General features: G+C 35.9%; 14 protein-coding genes. 8 read left to right on the top strand and 6 right to left on the bottom strand.

Features of this window, described 5'->3' with window-relative positions; genetic code table 11:
- Window position 1: 1 nt before the first annotated feature.
- The gene (mtgA, locus tag C1634_RS23365) at window positions 2-646 is read left to right on the top strand and encodes a monofunctional biosynthetic peptidoglycan transglycosylase (protein ID WP_109739223.1); all 645 of its coding nucleotides are present in this window, start codon (window positions 2-4) and stop codon (window positions 644-646) included.
- A gap of 13 nt (window positions 647-659) precedes the next feature.
- Entirely contained in the window at window positions 660-2690 is a 2031-nt protein-coding gene (locus C1634_RS23370; RefSeq protein ID WP_109739224.1) for a recombinase, read from the top strand.
- A gap of 58 nt (window positions 2691-2748) precedes the next feature.
- Here C1634_RS23370 and C1634_RS26350 read toward each other — a convergent pair whose 3' ends face one another.
- The 5 genes from C1634_RS26350 to C1634_RS23390 all read right to left on the bottom strand — a co-directional run bounded on the left by C1634_RS26350 (window position 2749) and on the right by C1634_RS23390 (window position 5789).
- Complete coding sequence (locus C1634_RS26350) at window positions 2749-2916, bottom strand: hypothetical protein (RefSeq protein ID WP_153816320.1); 168 nt, start codon at window positions 2914-2916, stop codon at window positions 2749-2751.
- A gap of 110 nt (window positions 2917-3026) precedes the next feature.
- Entirely contained in the window at window positions 3027-3320 is a 294-nt protein-coding gene (locus tag C1634_RS23375; protein WP_103233801.1) for a hypothetical protein, read from the bottom strand.
- A 96-nt stretch (window positions 3321-3416) separates the two neighbouring features.
- Window positions 3417-3794 carry a four helix bundle protein gene (locus tag C1634_RS23380; RefSeq protein WP_103233800.1) on the bottom strand — a complete coding sequence of 126 codons (378 nt, stop codon included), beginning with the start codon at window positions 3792-3794 and terminating at the stop codon, window positions 3417-3419.
- A 156-nt stretch (window positions 3795-3950) separates the two neighbouring features.
- Window positions 3951-5030, bottom strand: a complete 1080-nt coding sequence (gene recF / locus C1634_RS23385; RefSeq protein ID WP_103233799.1) for a DNA replication/repair protein RecF — start codon at window positions 5028-5030, stop codon at window positions 3951-3953.
- 3 nt (window positions 5031-5033) lie between these two features.
- Window positions 5034-5789 carry a UbiA prenyltransferase family protein gene (locus C1634_RS23390; RefSeq protein WP_109739225.1) on the bottom strand — a complete coding sequence of 252 codons (756 nt, stop codon included), beginning with the start codon at window positions 5787-5789 and terminating at the stop codon, window positions 5034-5036.
- 18 nt (window positions 5790-5807) lie between these two features.
- Between C1634_RS23390 and C1634_RS23395 the strand changes: the two genes are divergently transcribed.
- Both C1634_RS23395 and eco read left to right on the top strand, forming a co-directional pair.
- A complete protein-coding gene (locus C1634_RS23395; protein ID WP_109739226.1) occupies window positions 5808-11723 on the top strand; it encodes an alpha-2-macroglobulin family protein in 5916 nt (1971 codons plus the stop codon).
- 153 nt (window positions 11724-11876) lie between these two features.
- On the top strand, window positions 11877-12365 hold the full coding sequence (gene eco / locus C1634_RS23400; RefSeq protein WP_103234607.1) for a serine protease inhibitor ecotin: 489 nt from the start codon (window positions 11877-11879) through the stop codon (window positions 12363-12365).
- Between the two features lie 197 nt (window positions 12366-12562).
- On the opposite strand, the gene C1634_RS23405 is transcribed toward eco, so the two are convergent.
- A complete protein-coding gene (locus C1634_RS23405; RefSeq protein ID WP_123921559.1) occupies window positions 12563-13831 on the bottom strand; it encodes a hypothetical protein in 1269 nt (422 codons plus the stop codon).
- Window positions 13832-14230: 399 nt separating this feature from the next.
- On the opposite strand from C1634_RS23405, the gene C1634_RS23410 reads away from it, so the two are divergent.
- The 4 genes from C1634_RS23410 (at window position 14231) to C1634_RS23425 (ending at window position 18456) form a co-directional block, all read left to right on the top strand.
- Window positions 14231-15649, top strand: coding sequence for a TolC family protein (locus C1634_RS23410; RefSeq protein WP_109739228.1), 1419 nt, complete (start codon window positions 14231-14233; stop codon window positions 15647-15649).
- Between the two features lie 11 nt (window positions 15650-15660).
- Window positions 15661-16617 (top strand): HlyD family secretion protein, encoded by a 957-nt coding sequence (locus C1634_RS23415; protein WP_103235394.1) that lies wholly within the window; start codon window positions 15661-15663, stop codon window positions 16615-16617.
- Between the two features lie 66 nt (window positions 16618-16683).
- Window positions 16684-17892, top strand: a complete 1209-nt coding sequence (locus C1634_RS23420; RefSeq protein ID WP_109739229.1) for an ABC transporter permease — start codon at window positions 16684-16686, stop codon at window positions 17890-17892.
- Between the two features lie 108 nt (window positions 17893-18000).
- The gene (locus C1634_RS23425) at window positions 18001-18456 is read left to right on the top strand and encodes a DUF1569 domain-containing protein (RefSeq protein WP_103235235.1); all 456 of its coding nucleotides are present in this window, start codon (window positions 18001-18003) and stop codon (window positions 18454-18456) included.
- Window positions 18457-18465 lie beyond the last annotated feature (9 nt).

The following is an 18465-nucleotide window of genomic DNA, read 5'->3' on the forward strand; positions in this document are numbered from 1 at the left end:
TATGTGGAAAAAAATTAAACAGCTTATCTTCATCGTTCTTGTTCTGAATGTTGTTTTTATTATATGGGGTAGATTTTTTAATCCTCCTATAACGATTACCCAGATAGGAGGGCTTTTTGAATACGGAAAACTACACAGAGATTATATTTCCTATGACGAGATGGGAAGCAATGTGAAAAAGGCTGTGATAGCCTCTGAAGATCAGAAATTCTTTGATCATGACGGTTTCGATTATACAGCCATCGAAAAAGCCATGAAATATAATGAGAAAGGCAAAAAAGTAAGAGGGGGAAGCACGATTTCCCAGCAGACTGCTAAAAATGTTTTTCTTTGGCAGGGAAGAAGCTGGGTGAGAAAAGGACTGGAAGCAGTCTATACTTTTATCATCGAAAAAGTGTGGAGCAAAGATATTATCCTTGAAAGATACCTGAATTCCATTGAAATGGGGCAGGGAGTATTTGGGGTAGAAGCCGCTGCGCAATATTATTTTGGAAAACCATCTAAAGATCTAAGTGCTTCAGATGCAGCCTGGATTGCTGCTGTATTGCCTAATCCAAAGAAATATGATCCTAAAAATCCATCTCCCTATTTGAGAAAGAAACATAATTGGATTATGAGACAGATGAGGAATGTGAGTTTGAAATAGTATCTTTGTACTAATGAAATTCTTTAATTCCAGCACAAACTTTGAGTCAGTTCTTAAAAAATATTTTTCTTTTAAGAATGAAACCCTTTCTTTAGAACCCTTTGCAGAGTTTTTAGAGACGATCAAAGAAGCAGACTTTACAGATGTGCTCAATTTTTTCAGAAGCAATCCTAATTTTGCCGAGAACTTTAAACATTATATTCACAATATTTTTAGGGGAAGACCATTCAATCTTTCACTGACGGAAGCTAATATTCTTTCAGAAAATGCCTTCTTTCCGGAACTTAAAAAAAGAATTCTGAACAAGGTTTTACCACCCGTTGAAAATGAAAAAACGGTGTGGTATATGATTGATAATGTCAGTCTTAGACCCAATAAGGATTTAAAATATCTTCACAATCTTCCTGAAAATGAGATTGATGAGTTTTTAAACATGCTAGGTGCTTCGGATTTTATTATCCGGCCCAACGTGAAAAAAGAGCTTATTTTCTCTATGAATATCCTTTCATGGAGGGTTACAGGGATGGCTATGGAAGTGGAAGTGGTGAGAATGGCTCCACAGTACAGGAATTTACACAATCCGTTTCTAGCCCTTCAGAATGAGCTGGAAACATTAGCTGAAGATCTGGTAAAAGATCCTGAAATGCAGCTGCATTCTAAGGACAGCAGATATAAGCAGATAAAAATCTATGCAGAACAATGCCAGGAGTTCGTTAATATTGCTTTTAAAAACTCAGCCAAATATGGTATTTCCGGAAAGATCAATCAGTCCCTGTTAAAGATTCGTCAGCAGACCGAAAGAATATATGAGATTGTTCAGCTCTTGGTTATTGATACCGACGAGGACGTTCTGATAAAGTCTAAGCAGTTGATCTTTAATATTCTAAATTATAAATCTCATAAAAATAATATTTCAGATCTCATCAACGACAGTACGAGGCTGATTTCCCATCTTATTACCAATCATACCGCAGAAGCCGGAACCCACTATATTACTTCTACAAGGAAAGAATATATGACCATGTTCTACAAAGCGAGTGGTGGTGGAATAATTGTAGGAGCACTTTGTGTTCTGAAAATGTTATATGGATACATTCCTGGGAGTGATTTTTCACATGCCTTTCTGTATTCCATGAACTACGCGATGGGATTCGTGATGATCTATCTGATGGGGTTTACTCTTGCTACAAAACAGCCGGCTATGACGGCTGCTACGATGACAAAAGTATTATCTGAAGAAGGAAATGCCAAAAGAAATAATACGGATTTTGCCCATTTAGTTTCTAAATTATTCAGAAGTCAGTTCATTGCCTTTGTAGGAAATGTATTGCTTGCCTTTCCGATAGCACTCGCCATCATTTACGGGCTGGATGTATTTTTCTCACAAAACCTTGCCGTAGAACGTTCTGATAAATTATTAAAAGATCTGGATCCTTTTAAATCAAAAGCAATTCTGCATGCAAGTATTGCAGGGTTCTATCTTTTCATTTCCGGAATTATTTCGGGGAATATCGGAAACAATTCTGTGTTTTATCAGATTCCTGAAAGAATTGCTAAAAACCTTTCGATAAGAAGCTTCTTTGGGAAAAAATTTGCGAAAGGGCTTTCAAAATATTATGCTAAAAACTGGCCGGGAATCATTTCCAATTTCTGGTTTGGTGTTTTTCTGGGAGCAACAGCTCCGGTAGGAATGTTTTTTGGACTGGATCTGGATATTAGACACATTACCTTTGCGGCAGGTAACTTTGCATTGGGACTGTATGGGAAAGATTTTTCAGTAGATTCCTATACGTTCTGGATGTCTTTTATAACTGTATTCCTGATAGGTTTCTTTAACTTCCTGGTAAGTTTCAGTTTATCGATGTTTCTGGCATTCAGATCCAGAAAGATGAATTTCGGACAGGTAAGTGAGATCTATAAAGAAATTTTCAGATACTTTGCGAAGCATCCGCTGAAATTCTTCCTGCCACTAAGCTCAGGACTGGATAAAAAAGCAGATGATTTGATGAGCAGTACCATTTCTAATAAATCAGAAGAACATTAATCGTATTTAAAATAAAAAATGCTACCCGAGGGTAGCATTTTTCTATAGATATTTATTTTTAAACACAATAAGGAAGCTCCGGACATTCTGCAGGAAGCTGCTCCCAAAAACCACATTCATTTAGGTTCTGACAGCTTAACGCACAGCATGTCATTCGACCACCTGAACCTTGCACTGCTTTTAAACTTTTTCGGGATAATTTCTTTGATGTAAGTATCTTTTTCATAGTAAAAAATAGTTTGTTTAATGAGTATTAAAGATACAGATTAAACTCGATATAATTTAAATAATTTCACCGATGGTGAATTATTTTATATGAATTTAACCTTATAATTACTATAAAATCTGAAGGTCTTTAAATTTTTCCGCTCCGAATTTATCCTGAAACTTTTTGAGATAAAAGCTTTTACGCATTTTAAAATCATGTTTCAGCAGAGGAGAATCAATTTTGATAATAATACATTCTTTTTCAATATTGACACTTCTTATTTCCTTGAAAAGGCTTTCATCAAGATACTCTTCAAGAAAATCTTTAATGTCAAAAGCAACAAGCTTATGTTCAAAACCATAGATTCTGGCAAAAGATTTTACCAGTTCAGAGGATTGATATTCACGTTTTTTCTTCTTCATAGTTGGGTTTCGGGGTGCGTGATTCGGGGTTGGGAGTTTCGAGATTCTCGAGTTACATGCTTCGGGATCAGGTTTTTGGGTTGTGTATTTTGAGTTTTATTGTAATTTATTTTTATTCCAATTTTCTATGACCCATTTTTTATAAATATTGAGCTTTCCACCTAATGTGTTGTATTCATTTCTTAATGTTTCAAATTCTGAGATAAAATTAGGATATAATATCATAATTTTTTCCAAATGATTAATTGTTTCATCATTGCTTGCATGACTGTAAATCAGGAAGCGAATGTAATCATTTTTATAGGATGATCTTCCGTAGCCTTCAACAATATTTGTAATTACTGAGTCAGAAGACCTTCTTAATTGGCTGCCTAATTCAAATAGTTCATATTTAGGAAGAAGCAGGGAAGCTTTATGGGTTTTCAAGAATAATTCAAAAGCTATTTTGTAGATATCCAGATTTCTATAACTCATATCATTTGTGTTTTAGGAGAGTAAGTTAAGATAAAAAAACATTTTGATGATAAAGAAAATGATTGGTCACTTTATACCAAAGCTCGCATCTCATACCTCGTATCCCACACTTAGCATCCCGTATTTCAAAAACCCGAATCTCGTACCTCTATACCATTAAACTTCAAAAATTATACTTTCCTCATTGATTTTCTTCACCACGCTTTCCGTACGTTCTCTGTGAGTATCCGTAATGAAAATCTGTCCGAAGCTTTCTTTATTTACTAGTTCTATCAATTGTGAAACTCTTGTATCATCAAGTTTATCAAAAATATCATCAAGCAATAGGATAGGGGTCTTTTTTGTTAACTCCTTCACAAGGCTCATTTGGGCAAGTTTAAGCGAAATAAGAAAGGATTTTTGCTGTCCCTGAGACCCGATCTTTTTGATCAGAACATGATCCATCTCAAAAAGCAGATCATCCTTATGAATTCCTTTTGAAGTATAAGTCAGCATGCGGTCTCTTTCAATACTATCTTTTAAAAGCTTTTCAAAAGAATCTTCCAGCAGATGAGATTCATAAATAACAGATACCGTTTCTTTTCCACCGGAAATAATCTCATAGAAATTCTGAACAATAGGGTTTAGCTGCTCTACAAACTCTTTTCTTTTCTTAAAAATTTTGGTTCCGAATCGGGTTATAGGCTCATCATAGATTTCCAGTGAATCTCTATCCCACGTTCTGTTTTTGGCAAAATATTTCAGCAAAGCATTTCGCTGCTGAATGGTCTTCTGATATTGGATGAGGTCAAAAAGATATTCTGAATCCGTTTGAGAGATCATAGAATCCAGAAACTTTCGTCTACTTTCCCCAGAATCTGAAATAAGATTGGAATCATAGGGAGAAATCATCACACTCGGAAGATAACCGATATGGTCCGCAAGCCTGTCATAGCTTTTATCATTCTTCTTGATCACCTTTTTAGCTTCCTTGGGCTGGGTAATTCTAATGATGTCTTCGCTGTCCTCATTTTGAATTTCTGCATCAATGGTGAAGAAATCTTCCTCTGTTTTTATATTGTTAAGATCAGTATTTCCCAGGAAGCTTTTTCCTACGGATAAATAATGCAGCGCGTCCAGGAGATTAGTCTTTCCCACACCGTTATTTCCCACAAAACAATTTATCTGTGGCGAAAATTCAAATTTTTTCTCTGAGTGGTTTTTGAAATTGTAGAGGGAAAGCTTCTTGATAATCATTCGTCAAAAATACTCCATTATTAGTAAAAATAAAAAAGGAAGTGCCGAACAAGTTTCCACCCCGAATGAATAATAAGTGTCATCTCTTTTGTTATCAGAGAAATAGATGAAAATATAAGTTGTAATGCTTGCCATAAAAAAAGCCAAAGCATAATGTAATTCAAGATAGAAGGTAGCGATAATACAGCTGATGAAAACAAGGGCATACGCAATATATTTGGTATTTTGTACCCCTATCAGCATGGGAAAGGTTTTTACGGTGTCACTATTCATATCCCGAATATCAAAAGGAAGGACAAGTGCCGTGATAAAGAAAAAACTGATCAGAAAAATTGGAATACTGAATTCCGGCAGAGTGAGCCAGCAATTGACCAGAGCCCATACCAATCCTACATAAAAAACTTTCAATAAAGGGATTTTTCGGATATAAACATCAAGGAAAAAGCTGTTGTAAAGTAATCCCAGCACCACAATGATGAACCATTTCAATAGTCTTATTTCATTATGATTATAAATGATCAGGAGAGCACAGGTGATTCCTGCGAGTGCATTCACAACCAGTATTTTGAAAAAATGCTTGGTATATTGATATTTAGTATACAGATAACCACTGAAATAAGTGATGAAAATAAGGGCAAAAGTAGGGAAACGGAATGTGTTTTGCTCTGTCATGAAAAATACTGCAAAAAGAGTTCCCATAAGGGAGACATAAATCTGGCTGTCTATGATGGTTTTTTTGAGTATTTTTAAGATGTTCATTTATCAAAATTAATATATATGAAAAGATTTTCCAAGATTTTTCTGCTTTTGCTTGTAATGCTAAGCTTTTCAACGGTATCCGCACAGAAATACTACGATACCCAATGGAAAAAAATTGCTAAAAACAGTACGAAAGGAGCTTATAAATCTAATCTTCCCATTATTTTAGACATACAAAAACAAGCCATGAAAGAAAATAATGCCTTCGAACTGATCCGATCTCTGAAAGCTGAGTTCAGTATTGTAAACCAAACTGTGGATGATGACCAGAACAATTCTGCTTCCCAATTTTTCAAAAAACTTAAGGATGCAGAAGGGAAAGTGAACGGAGAAGGCAAACTGGTATACAAAGTCTTACTGAATGGTTTTTTCATGGATTATTACGACCAGAACTCATGGAAAATAAACGGAAGAACCAATGTCAACTCTCAGGATGTTTCACAGATTGAAACCTGGAGTAAGCTTGATTTTAAAAACTATTTGACTAAAAACTTCCAGGAACTTGATCAGGAGAAGCCTGAAATGAAAAAGATTTCCCTGGAAAAGTATAAGAATATATTTTCTGGAACGAGTGACATAGCCTATTTTCCAACATTGGCAGATTGGTATGCAATAAAGAAAGTAGCATTTTTATCTGAAAACAATATTTTCACCAAGAATGAGCTGGCAACAAACCATACGATAGTCAATGCCATCTATGATGAACTGATCGACCAGAACAGCGGAAATTCAAAGCTGTATTTCATGAAGGAAAAGTTGACTGAGAATTGTAATTTCAATCATTGCAAAGATAAACTTCAGCAGCTTCAAAATCTCTTGAAATCTAATGTAGAAGGGGATTATAAAGTGATGATCATGGGTGATATTATGGATGAACTTGTTGCCCAGAAGAAACCTAAAGAAGCTATTGCACTGGCAGCTCAGGCTAAAAGTGAATATCCAAAATCTCTTTTCCTCGAGAATATCAAAAGCAAAGAAGCTCAGATTGTCAATCCTTATCTGACTCTCAAATACGAATCTCAGACTCAGAATAACCTGCCAATTCATTTTGTGGCAGAATATCAGAATGTATCAGAATTTACCCTGAATATTTATGAAGTGAAAGACGATTTTACTTCATTGCTTCAATATGCTGAGAACTCTTATTCCAATACCTTTGGAAAACTGAAAAAGAATCTGGTAAGGAAAGAAACCTTCCAGCTTCCGGACCCTAAGGATTATCAGAACCATAAAACTTCATTGGAGGTGAAACCACTTCCTTCAGGAGCTTATGCAGCAGAATTTACTGTTGCTGGAGCTGATATGAAAGATACCGACTCCAGACAGAATTTTTACTTTTTGGTTTCAGGAAACAAGATCATCTACCAGTCTAAAACAGACAGAAAACCTCTTGCAGACGAGTTGAAATTAGTGAATAGTGAAAATGGTAAACCTTCAGCCAATGAAGGTCTTAGATTTTATGAATTTGTTTCCAATAAGACATTAACTAAAATTGAAGGTAAAACCAATGAAAATGGAGTATTTAAGTTCCCATCAACCGAAAGTAAAGAGTATTACAGAACTTTCCTGATCCAGCAGCCGAAGACGAATGATTTCCAGATCATGCAGGTGTATGGAAACAGAGGATATGCTGATGACTATAATCCTAATAAACAGACCCGCTCAACCGCTCAGATTTTCATAGACAGAGGGATATATCGTCCTGGACAGACTGTTTATTTTAAAGTTATTAATACAAGAATCGATAAGGAAGTTGAAGGAGTTCTTTCTGGATTAAAACAAAAAATAACTTTATTAAATACCAATAGTGAAGAGGTTTCTTCACAGGAGCTCACTACCAACGAATTTGGTTCTTATCATGGAAGTTTCATCCTTCCAAAAGGAAAGCTGAATGGTAATTTTTATCTGAGAATAGACGGAGAAAGCCAGGGATATAAAAATTTCAAAGTAGAAGAATACAAAAGACCTAAGTTTGAAGTCACTTTTGATCCTGTAAAAGAGGAGTACAAATACGGACAGACTATAGAACTGAAAGGAAAAGCTGTGATGTTCTCCGGAGTTCCACTGAACAATAGCACAGTGAACTATGAAATCAAGAAACAGAATATCAGATGGAGATACTTCAGCTGGTATCCACAGAATAATGATAATGAAAACTCAATTCTTGGAGAAGCAAAAACCAATGAGAAAGGAGAGTTTGTTATCCGTCTGGAGCTTAAAAAAGATGAAAAACTGGAAGGAATACAGATTGATAATTATGCCATCAATGCATCCGTTACAGACATCAATGGTGAAACGCAGACAGCGGATACCCAATTGAAAGTGGCTTCGGTTTCTCATTATATTCAGGCAGAAAATATCAGCAATATTTTTACAGACGAAAATGTAAAATTAAAGGTAGAAACTAAAAACTATAACGAACAGAATCTTAAAAAGCCATATCAGGTTAAACTATCAAAACTGACCGCTTCAGACAGGATTTTCAGAGATAATTTCAAATCTGATGTTCAGAATCTTCCGAAATATTCAAAAGAAGAATTTATCAGCAAATTTCCACACGATCTTTTTGATAAAAATGATGAGATCAAAAACTGGAAAACGGAAAAAGTACTGGTTGAAAGACAAGAACAGCCATCTACTGACAATACTCAGCTTTCGACCAATCTTGATTTAGGAAAACTGGAAACAGGAGATTATCAGCTGGAACTTTTCAATATAGAAGGAAAAGATACCATCAAAACTTCTCAGTATTTCAGTGTTTGGGATAAAACAGCTTTACAACCTACTCAAAAAACTTTCCTTACTGTGATTGCTCCAAAAGAAGAAGTGTCAAGAGGAGAAAAGGCGAAAGTCTATGTGTTTTCTGCAGTTCCTGATGCGTTGGTCAATGTTTTTGTACAGGATGGATCCGGAAAAACTGTTTCAGAAGTTCATCAGATGAAAAAAGGAATATTAGAATATACCGCTGAAATTCCTAAAGATAAAAGTGTATCAGATCTGAACCTTCAGTTTCAGCTGGTAGCATTCAATGATGTGAATACAGAATCTGTTTCTTTAAAAATAAAAGACACAGAAAAACCTTTAAAAATTGAAACGGTAACTTTCAGAGATAAGCTTGAGCCGAATGCTAAGGAAAAATGGACGGTAAAAGTAACCGGAAATGATAAAGAAAAGATCAATGCTGAGGTATTGGCCAATATGTATGATATGTCTCTGGATCAGTTTGCCGCAAATAATTACAGCTGGAGAAAATTGTATACCCCATTTGTGATTGTAACTTCTTATGGGATCAAAAATTATCTGCAGCAGCAAAACTATCAGAAGAGATTGAGATATTTCGAAGACAGATCTATAGCAGTTCCTCAGTTTAACTGGTTTGATGGTGATTTTTCGTATGTATTGCAGGGAGAAGTAGCTGGAGTTATGGTTCAGGAAGGAGTGAAATCTCCGGCTTATGCACCGCCACCATCACCCATTGCAGGGGCAAAATTTAAAACTGCCAGAGCTGCGGTTGCAGAAGATAGAATAGAGGTCATTCAGAATGTCGTTCCTGAACCTGTAAAAGCTCCGAAGGTAGAAACTCCTCCTCCAGGATCTTCTGAAGAAAATCTGGACAAAGTAGCTGTTCGTAAAAATCTGAACGAAACGGCATTCTTCTATCCGGATCTAAAAACCGATGCCGAAGGAAATGTAAGCTTTGAATTCACTTCTCCGGAAGCGTTGACAAAATGGAAACTGATGTTCTTAGCACACACTAAAGATACAAGAGCTGCTACTTTGGAAAAAGAAGTGGTAACGCAGAAAGAATTCTCGGTAACACCAAATTATCCTAGATTCTTAAGAGAAGGAGATGAACTGAATCTGCAGTCGAAACTATCAAACCTTACCGATAAAAAACTGAATGGTTCTGCTGAATTACAGATTCTGGATGCTTTTACCAATGAAAATATTTCTTCAAAATTCGGAATCACTTCAGGGGTACAAAATTTCAATTTGAATGAAAATGGAAGCAGTGCACTCACATGGAAATTGAAAGTTCCGAACAATGTTTCCTCTATTATTTTCAAAGTTGTTGCCAAAGCTGGAGCCTATTCTGATGGGGAGCAACAGGCCATTGCCGTATTACCAAACAGAATGCTGGTGACGGATGCCGTTCCTGTTTTTGTGAAAGAAGGTGAAACCAAGACATTTGTACTGGATAATCTTAAAAATAATACCTCTACGACAGCTTCTAATGTTTCCAATACACTGGAGCTGACTACGAATCCGATCTGGGAGATTATGTTTGCGCTTCCAAGTCTGAAAAATGATCAGAATAATTCTGCGGATGTGATCTTTAACAAATGGTTTGCAGATGTGCTGGCTTCAGAAATATTCAAAGCCAACCCGAAAATGAAAACGATTTTTGAAGAATATCAGAATAAAGGATTATTAAATTCAAATCTTGAGAAAAATCAAGAGTTGAAACAGTTGTTGCTTGAAGAAACTCCTTGGGTACTGGAAAGTAAAAATGAAGGGGAGCAGATGCAGAAGCTGGCATTATTGTTTGATGTCAATACGATGAAAAATTCTATCAATCAGGATTGGGATGATTTCAAAAAACTGCAAAACCCTGACGGTGGATTCTCATGGTATCCCGGTTATCCAAGTTCTTACGGAACATCGTTGTATATCCTGAAAAACTTAGGAAAAATCAATTCATGGTTAAAAGATAATGTGAAAGACTATCAGAGTTCAGAACAGAAAGTTTTAGTGGCAAAATTGATTCAATATGTAGACAATGAGGTCAGCAAATATTTTGATGTGAAAAAAGGCAACGTTTGGAACAACTGGGCGATGGATTATCTTGATACCAGAAACTATTGGGAAAAGCAATATCCTTTAAAAGGAAAAGGAGCTACCTTGAAAACGTTGGTAAAACAAAAAGCAAAAACAGCTAAAATCACAGATTTCACATTCTTCGGACTTCACCGTTCGGCATTATTGATGAATGATTATGGTTTGAAAGAGGTATCTGATAAGTTGATGACCTACCTTAAAGAAACTTCTACAGATACAAAAACACAAGGGGTTTACTGGAAACAAAACCTGAATGACTGGGGATGGTTTGGTTCTAAAGTCGTAAACCATGCAGGAGCATTGGAAGCTTTCAATAAGTTGAAATCCAATGACCAAAACTTTATCGAAGACATGAAAATCTGGCTGGTAACCCAGAAAGAAGTCAACTCATGGGGAAGCTCAAGAGGTACGGCAGAAGTGATCTTCACTATTTTGAATTCAGGAAAATCATGGACTGGAACAGAAAGCGATAAAGCTACCATCATTTGGGGCGGAAAAGAATTGGCTCCTCAGACGCAGGCGACGGGATACGTGAAATCAACAGTGAAAACAGAAACAGTAGATAAAAATTTAGCAACTGTCACCGTTACAAAACCTGGTCCCGGAATTGTTCAGGGAGGATTGTTCTGGCAGTATTATGAAGATCTCGATAAAATCAAATCTTCTGAAAACTATATTTCCGTGACAAAAGAACTTTATAAGAAAGTGAAAACCGTAAACGGTGAAGAACTTCAGAAAATCTCAACCGAAACTCCGTTGAAAGTAGGAGATAAGATAACGGTAAGAATGATCCTGAATACCGACAGAGCGATGGAGTTTATTCATATTAAAGATATGCGTGCAGCTGGATTTGAACCTACAGATGTGCTTTCAGGTTACCAATGGAAAAATAACCTTGGGTATTATCAGTCGACCAAAGATGCCTCTACCAATTTCTATATTCAGTACATGCCGAAAGGAAAATATGTTTTTGAATACGATGTGGTGGCCAATGCATCCGGGAAGTTCTCCAACGGAATTACGACCATGCAGAACTATTATGCGCCACAGATGAATGCTCATACAAAAGGAAATAATGTGACAATCTCAGAATAATTTATAAACATAAAAACTGTAGTAATTTTTACTGCAGTTTTTTGTTGTAAGACTTCAAGTAAAAGTATAATTAAATTGAAAAATCAAACAATTGTTTAATTTTGGAATGGTTTTTGAATTTATAGTAGTACAAATTAAAAAAATTATTAAAAGATGAAATTTTCTAAAACTTTAATTACAGGATTGATATTAATGGCTGGAGTAAATGCTTTCGCACAAAAGAAGGCAGAAAAGTTTGAAAAACTACAGATTGAAATGTTCCCAAAAGCGAAAGAAGGATATAAGCAAGTATATGTTCAGCTTCCCGTAGCGAAAAATGAAAACGATTTAAAAGTTGAACTTTTCGTGGGTACTGAAAAAATGGTAGACTGTAATAACTACTTCCTGATGGGGGAAATGAAAACTCAGGATCTTCAGGGATGGGGATACAACTATTATGAAGTAGAGTCTAAAGGAGAAACAGCCGGAACATTGATGGGATGCCCTGGCCAGAAACAGACTAAGAAGTTTGTTACCTTAAAACCTGAAATCGTAAGATACAACAGCAAACTTCCATTGGTATTCTATGTACCAAAAGACATTGAAGTACGTTACAGAATTTTACGTCCGGATGCTGCGATGAAAAAAGCAGTTCAAAAGTAAATCAGCTTATTATAATTATACTGAAAACTCCTCACGGTGATGTGGGGAGTTTTCGTTTATAATTGAATATTATCTCTCACAGATTTTGCTGATTGAGCAGATTATTATTCCCAAAATCTGTCTCCCCAGTTTATCATTCCTTAGTAATTTATCTTCCAAAATTTTAGGATTGGATTAAAAGAATAAAGCCAATTTTATTATGTTATCCAATGATTAATTACCTTAATATTCCAACCTTCGGGAACTCTTGTTATGACATAAGTTTCACCTCTGGAAACCCCACTATGGATTAAAATGTAAGTGTCTTTTTTATCATCACATTTGAAAAGCTTGCTGTAAACAGGAACATATAAATTGCTAAAACTTTGTTGGACGTATTTTGAAAACTCTTTTGAGGTGAGAAAAATGATCTTTTTACCCAAAGTATCTGCTCTTCTTAAGTTGTCGTCATCAGTTACAATAACATCATATTGCAGCCTATCAAGGAAACTCTTTTTATCGTTATTTGAATAAGAATTATACCTTTCCCGCTGTGAAGCAAAGTCTTCTTTAAATGTTTTTAAATTCACGATAAACTCAATGGTTAATGGATCAGGATTATTAATGAGATCATATTCTCCATATATGGCGGCTAGTAATGCTTTTGTAAAATCATTGTCTATTGTTTTATATTTGGGGTTATTATCCTCGGAATCAGAAACTCCATCGTTGTCGGTATCTTTTGAATGAGGATTGGTGAAAAGTTCCATTTTTTCTTCAAGATCATTAAGCCCGTCACCATCAGAATCTTTTATGATCTCATCAATATTAATAACAACCAATGCATTGTTTTTTAAGGTCTCATATTCAGGTCCGCCATGGGGAAAGGTCAATGGTCTGGTCATTCTTACAATATCTGCTTCAATTTGTAGATGATGGCTGTTTTTCCATAATGGGAATTGAGAATTACTTTTAAAAAAATAGTTATTATTCTTTTCCATTCCGGTATAATAATTCTTCCATGTTTCTCCATTGTCCATTGAGATTCTCAGATAGTATTTCACATTAAAAAAAGAATCAGTCTGATAAAGGATAGCAATGGTATTATTAAATTTGCCTGTCTTAACAATTAATGGCCAGGGAATATCTCCATATTGTTTTGCAAATTCTATTTTTTTTATGGAATCTCTTACTTTATAATTTCCCAATAGGCTGTCGGATAACACTTTGCTTGCTGCAGAAGCTATTTTTGTTTCTAAAGAATCTATTATGTTTTCAGATCTTGAAAACCTTTTTAAATATTGGATAGATATGAATTTAAAAGGAGGAGTAAGTGCTTGTTTTCTGGTTATTTTATAATGGTAAGAATCAGTTTTTCTTGAACTGTCCCTGGCTTTTTTTAAAGCTTCACAGTTGCAGATCTCCTGATCTTGTGCTGCGGAAAAGATGTATAGTAAAGAGAAGAATAAGGTGAGAATTTGTTTCAAAATATATTTTTTTATTATATAGGTTGTTGTGAATTTAAGATGAAGTGCTGTTTTTGTTATTGCCAAAAGCCTATCTACCCAGTTTCTCATTCCGTAGGAATCCACCCTCCAAAATTCAGAATAGAATAAAAATAATCAGTGATTTTTTTCGGAAGAATATCATTTTATCCCTTTGTTTACTTATGAAATCATAATAGAAAGTGAATGGAAAAAGTAGAGTTAAATATTTTTTCAAAGTTTTTTAGTTTTTAATTAACATTTAAACGATCTGGCCAAAACTTTATTTTGTAGGGACTTAAACTTAAACATATTTTAAACTTACTTTAAATTCACCATATTGTAGAATTATCTTTAAGGATTTTAATATTTTTTGCATTATATTTGTTATAAACATAAACCATGAAAAACAATTTATTGATTTTTACGTTTAGTTTTTTTGCTTTCCCCGCTTTTGGCTGGGCCCAGTCTGCGCCGGATTTTAAAGAACTTCTGGATAGTGCTATGGTTCAGGATTCGAACCTCAAAATGCAGATTACCCAAAATAAACTTACCGATCTTGACGAACACAAACTAAAGGATATCTTTCTTCCTACTTTGGAATTAAGTGGTAAAGCCGGCTATCTCAACGGAACAGCAAGACTGACGTCACCGGAATTCAATCTCGCTCCCTTTATCAATATTCCGGAAGGAGCTTTTAACAATAATTTCAATGTATCAGGTTTTTCAGGGATTGCCAAGGCAGATGCCAAAATGCTTCTGTACTCGGGAGGAAAGGTCAAGTACCTGAAAAAAGCCGTTGAAGAAAAGAAAAAGTCTGAAGATATTCTGCTGGAGAAAACAAAAGATGAGGTTATTGCCACTATTTCTAAAGCGTATGATCAATTAGCCCTGATTCATCAGTCTAAAAAAGTGCTGGATGAAAGTAAAAAAAGACTGGATATTAACAGAAAGACCGCAGATAAAGCGCTTGGTTACGGTTTGATTACTCCTTATGATCATAAGAAAATCGAACTGGCTCAGGCTACCTTAGATGCCAAAATGGTAGAATATGAAGGGAAAAAGGAACTGCTTCTTACCCAGCTTTATATTTTAACCGGCATCAGCAGAGACCGACTCAGAATGATTGATCCGGTATTGTCTCCGGTAGAATTGCTTGCTGCAGAAAAAGGAATAGAACAGAGAGCCGAAATCCGTGCTTTGGAACACGGCATCAGTGCAGCAGACTATAAAATAAAAGCTGAAAGAACATGGATGATTCCCAAGGTACAGTTGATGGCTTCCGCCTATTATATCGGATTGTACGGAAACAGGATCAAATCTTCAGAAAATGTAATTCCGGCAGTCCCAATACTTGGATATGAAGGGAAAAAACTGGACTGGAGACCTAATAATATCAACGTATTTCCATTGATTACAGCAGGAGTAGGCTTTAAATGGGAAATTTTCGACGGTAAAGAAGGAAAACATGCAGAAGAAACCGCCAAAGTAGGGAAAGAAGTACTCCAAAATCAGAAAGAAGATGCCCTGAAAAAACTGACACTGAACCTTGCCAATAATCAAACCAATTATGATATTGCTTCTGCACAGATCCCATTAAAAGCCAAAGAAAAAGAATTGGCAAAAAATGCACTCATACAGGCAGAAAAAGAATTCAGATATGGGATGAGTAAATCTTCTCAGCTGATCGATGCAGAAAATGACCTTGAAGTTGTCGAACTGGAATATCAGAATGCCATTTTCAACCAGAGAAGAGCGGGAATAGAACTGATGAGATCTACCCAGGAACTTGATATCACCAAATTTTATTTAATCCCTTAAAAATTTAAATGATGCATAAAAATATATCTATACTCTTCGCTGCTTTCTTTATGCTGGGGAGCTGTGACAAAAAAAATGAAAAGATCAAAGATCCCGAAGGTAAAACCAAAAAAGATGTGATTTCTTTTGCTCCTAAGGTAACCGGAAGAATTTTAAAAATATATGTGTCCGAAGGGCAGACTGTGAAAAGAGGAGATACCCTGGCACAACTTTATGTACCGGAGGTTTCAGCAAAAATAGCTCAGGCTCAGGGTGCCGTAAGTGCTGCCACAGCCCAGGAGCAGATGGCGAAAAACGGAGCCACAGCCGATCAGATGAGGCAGCTTCAGGCAAAATATAAAGGGTTAAAAGAACAATATGAATTTGCACAGAAATCTTACAAAAGAGCAAACAATATGTTCCGTGACAGCTTAATGTCTCCACAGGCTCATGACGAAATCTATGCAAAATTGCAGGGAGCAAAAGCACAATATGATGCTGTTGTAGCAGAGTTGGATGATGTACAAAGAGGAACCCGTTTCGAAAAAGTGGAAATGGCAGCAGGTCAGGCATCACAGGCTAAAGGAGCTTTACAGGAAGCTAATGTGGCCTACTCTGAAAGATATATCATTGCGACCAATGATATGGAAATAGAAACCATCAGCCTGAACACTGGTGAGCTGGCAACCGCTGGTTTTGCCCTGTTCAACGGATATATTCCGGAAAGCACCTACTTCAGATTTACCATTCCGGAAAGTTCAATTTCAAAATATAAAAAAGGGCAGGAGGTCAATATGCAGGTGGTTTATAATAAAGAAAACCTGACAGGAAATATTGTGTATATCAAGCAGCTGACAAAGTATGCAGATATCACCACTGCTTATCCTGACTATCAGCTGCAGGACGCAATCTACGAGATCAAAGTAAAACCTAAAGAGATGAATAAGGCTAAAAGTATTTTGGTCAATGCCAATGTTATCCTTAAATAAATTGAAACGGGACAGATGAGCTTTAAGTAAGATTCATTGTGTTCTTCACAATATAAAAATATACAGATGAAAGAATTTTTCCGTCTTTTAAAACGAGAGTTCAAACTTTTTATCGGCAATTCTACCTTAAGGACGGTGTTCTTTTTGGCACCGGTGTTCTATGCCACTTTGCTGGGGTTTGTCTACAAAAGCGGAAAAGTTGAAAATACTCCCGTATTGGTGGTCGACAGAGACAATACTCCTTTGTCTAACCAATTGACGGAAATGCTGGATGATAATAAAAGCATCAAAATTATCAAATACGTGCAGGAACCTCTGAGTATCAAAGATGAGGTGATCAAACATGAAGCAGCGGCTGTCGTGATTATTCCCTCAAGGTTTGAAGGAGATATGCTTCAGAAAAAATACCCTGAACTGAATGTTTATATCAATACAGGGAATGTTTTAACCGCCAATTTTGCCTCCAAAGCGCTTCAGCTGACCATAGGAACATTTTCTGCCGGAGCTTCCATCAAAGCCCTTCAAAAAGCGGGAATGCCTGCTGCAAAAGCAGCTACACAATATGAACCTTTCAAAGCCAATTATATTACCCTGTTCAATACAACAGGAAACTACCTTATTTTCATGTGGCCGGCGATGCTGGCAGTGGTATTACAACAGGTAATCCTCCTGGCGATGGCTGTAAGTTTCGCTGCCGAATTTGAAAGAGGATCCTTTGTAAAAGAATATTTGAAAATGAAAAAATGGGCCTTCCCAACCATGCTTATTAAAGTGATCCCAATTTGGGTGTTTTCTATTCTGATTGTTGGTATTTATTACTTTATGCATATGATTTTCCACGTTCCGATGCCCGAAGGAATACTCAATTTTATTCTTCTGACAGCAGTTTTTGTGGGATCAGCTTCATTTTTAGGCGTATTTATCAGTATTCTGATTCCTGATGCATTGAAGGCTACACAGATTCTTATGGTGATTGCCTCACCGGCTTTCATCATCAGTGGTTTTACATGGCCTTTGAATGCAATGCCTGGTTTCGTTCAGTTTATTGCCAATATTATTCCGTTAACTCCTTTTTTACAGGCCTTTAAAATTCTATTAATTCAAAAAGGTTCGGTAGAACTTACATTCCCTTATCTGAAGCATCTAAGCATTCTTTTAGTGGTATACGCGATTATAGGCTGGATTGCTTTAAAAATCAAACTTTGGTTTATTTTCAAAAAAGCAGCTCCACAGGAAATTGCAGTCGAGAACACTTCTCGGGAGGATATTGAATAGTTTTTTTGTTGCGGGTTAATTTGTCGCGAGCAACTCTCAATTTTTTCAACCGACGATAAAATCAAACGAAAAAACTAATATATTTGTCCATAGTAAAATAGAAATTATATGGAAAATGTATTTGATGCAAAAGATGCTCAAAACTATATTGATAGAATAAACAAACTGGTGGAAGATACCCATGGTTTATGGGGTAAAATGACGGTAGATCAGATGTTGGCACACTGCAGTATAACCTATGAGATGATCTATGAACCCGAAAAACATAAGAAACCGGGATCTATTGCAAAATTTATATTAAAAACCTTTGTAAAACCTAAAGTAGTAGGAGAGAAAGCATACCCAAGAGATTCTCCTACCGCTCCGCAGTTTTTGATAACGACCAGAAAAAATTTTCACGAAGAAAAAACAAGATTGATTGGTTTTATCCAAAAGACCCAGCAATTGGGAGCAGATGCTTTTGATGGTAAAGAATCTTTTTCTTTCGGAAAATTGAAAGCTCAGGAGTGGAATAATATGTTTGCCAAACATCTGAACCACCACCTGTCACAATTTGGCGTTTAAAAATCACTG

The sequence above is a fragment of the Chryseobacterium viscerum genome, from assembly GCF_002899945.2.
Classification (GTDB): domain Bacteria; phylum Bacteroidota; class Bacteroidia; order Flavobacteriales; family Weeksellaceae; genus Chryseobacterium; species Chryseobacterium viscerum.

Excerpts from the sequence above, each read along its gene's own strand:
- mtgA (WP_109739223.1), top strand. The coding sequence starts at position 2 with ATGTGGAAAAAAATTAAACAGCTTATCTTCATCGTTCTTGTTCTGAAT.
- C1634_RS23370 (WP_109739224.1), top strand. The coding sequence starts at position 660 with ATGAAATTCTTTAATTCCAGCACAAACTTTGAGTCAGTTCTTAAAAAA.
- C1634_RS26350 (WP_153816320.1), bottom strand. The coding sequence starts at position 2,916 with ATGAAAAAGATACTTACATCAAAGAAATTATCCCGAAAAAGTTTAAAA.
- C1634_RS23375 (WP_103233801.1), bottom strand. The coding sequence starts at position 3,320 with ATGAAGAAGAAAAAACGTGAATATCAATCCTCTGAACTGGTAAAATCT.
- C1634_RS23380 (WP_103233800.1), bottom strand. The coding sequence starts at position 3,794 with ATGAGTTATAGAAATCTGGATATCTACAAAATAGCTTTTGAATTATTC.
- recF (WP_103233799.1), bottom strand. The coding sequence starts at position 5,030 with ATGATTATCAAGAAGCTTTCCCTCTACAATTTCAAAAACCACTCAGAG.
- C1634_RS23390 (WP_109739225.1), bottom strand. The coding sequence starts at position 5,789 with ATGAACATCTTAAAAATACTCAAAAAAACCATCATAGACAGCCAGATT.
- C1634_RS23395 (WP_109739226.1), top strand. The coding sequence starts at position 5,808 with ATGAAAAGATTTTCCAAGATTTTTCTGCTTTTGCTTGTAATGCTAAGC.
- eco (WP_103234607.1), top strand. The coding sequence starts at position 11,877 with ATGAAATTTTCTAAAACTTTAATTACAGGATTGATATTAATGGCTGGA.
- C1634_RS23410 (WP_109739228.1), top strand. The coding sequence starts at position 14,231 with ATGAAAAACAATTTATTGATTTTTACGTTTAGTTTTTTTGCTTTCCCC.
- C1634_RS23415 (WP_103235394.1), top strand. The coding sequence starts at position 15,661 with ATGCATAAAAATATATCTATACTCTTCGCTGCTTTCTTTATGCTGGGG.
- C1634_RS23420 (WP_109739229.1), top strand. The coding sequence starts at position 16,684 with ATGAAAGAATTTTTCCGTCTTTTAAAACGAGAGTTCAAACTTTTTATC.
- C1634_RS23425 (WP_103235235.1), top strand. The coding sequence starts at position 18,001 with ATGGAAAATGTATTTGATGCAAAAGATGCTCAAAACTATATTGATAGA.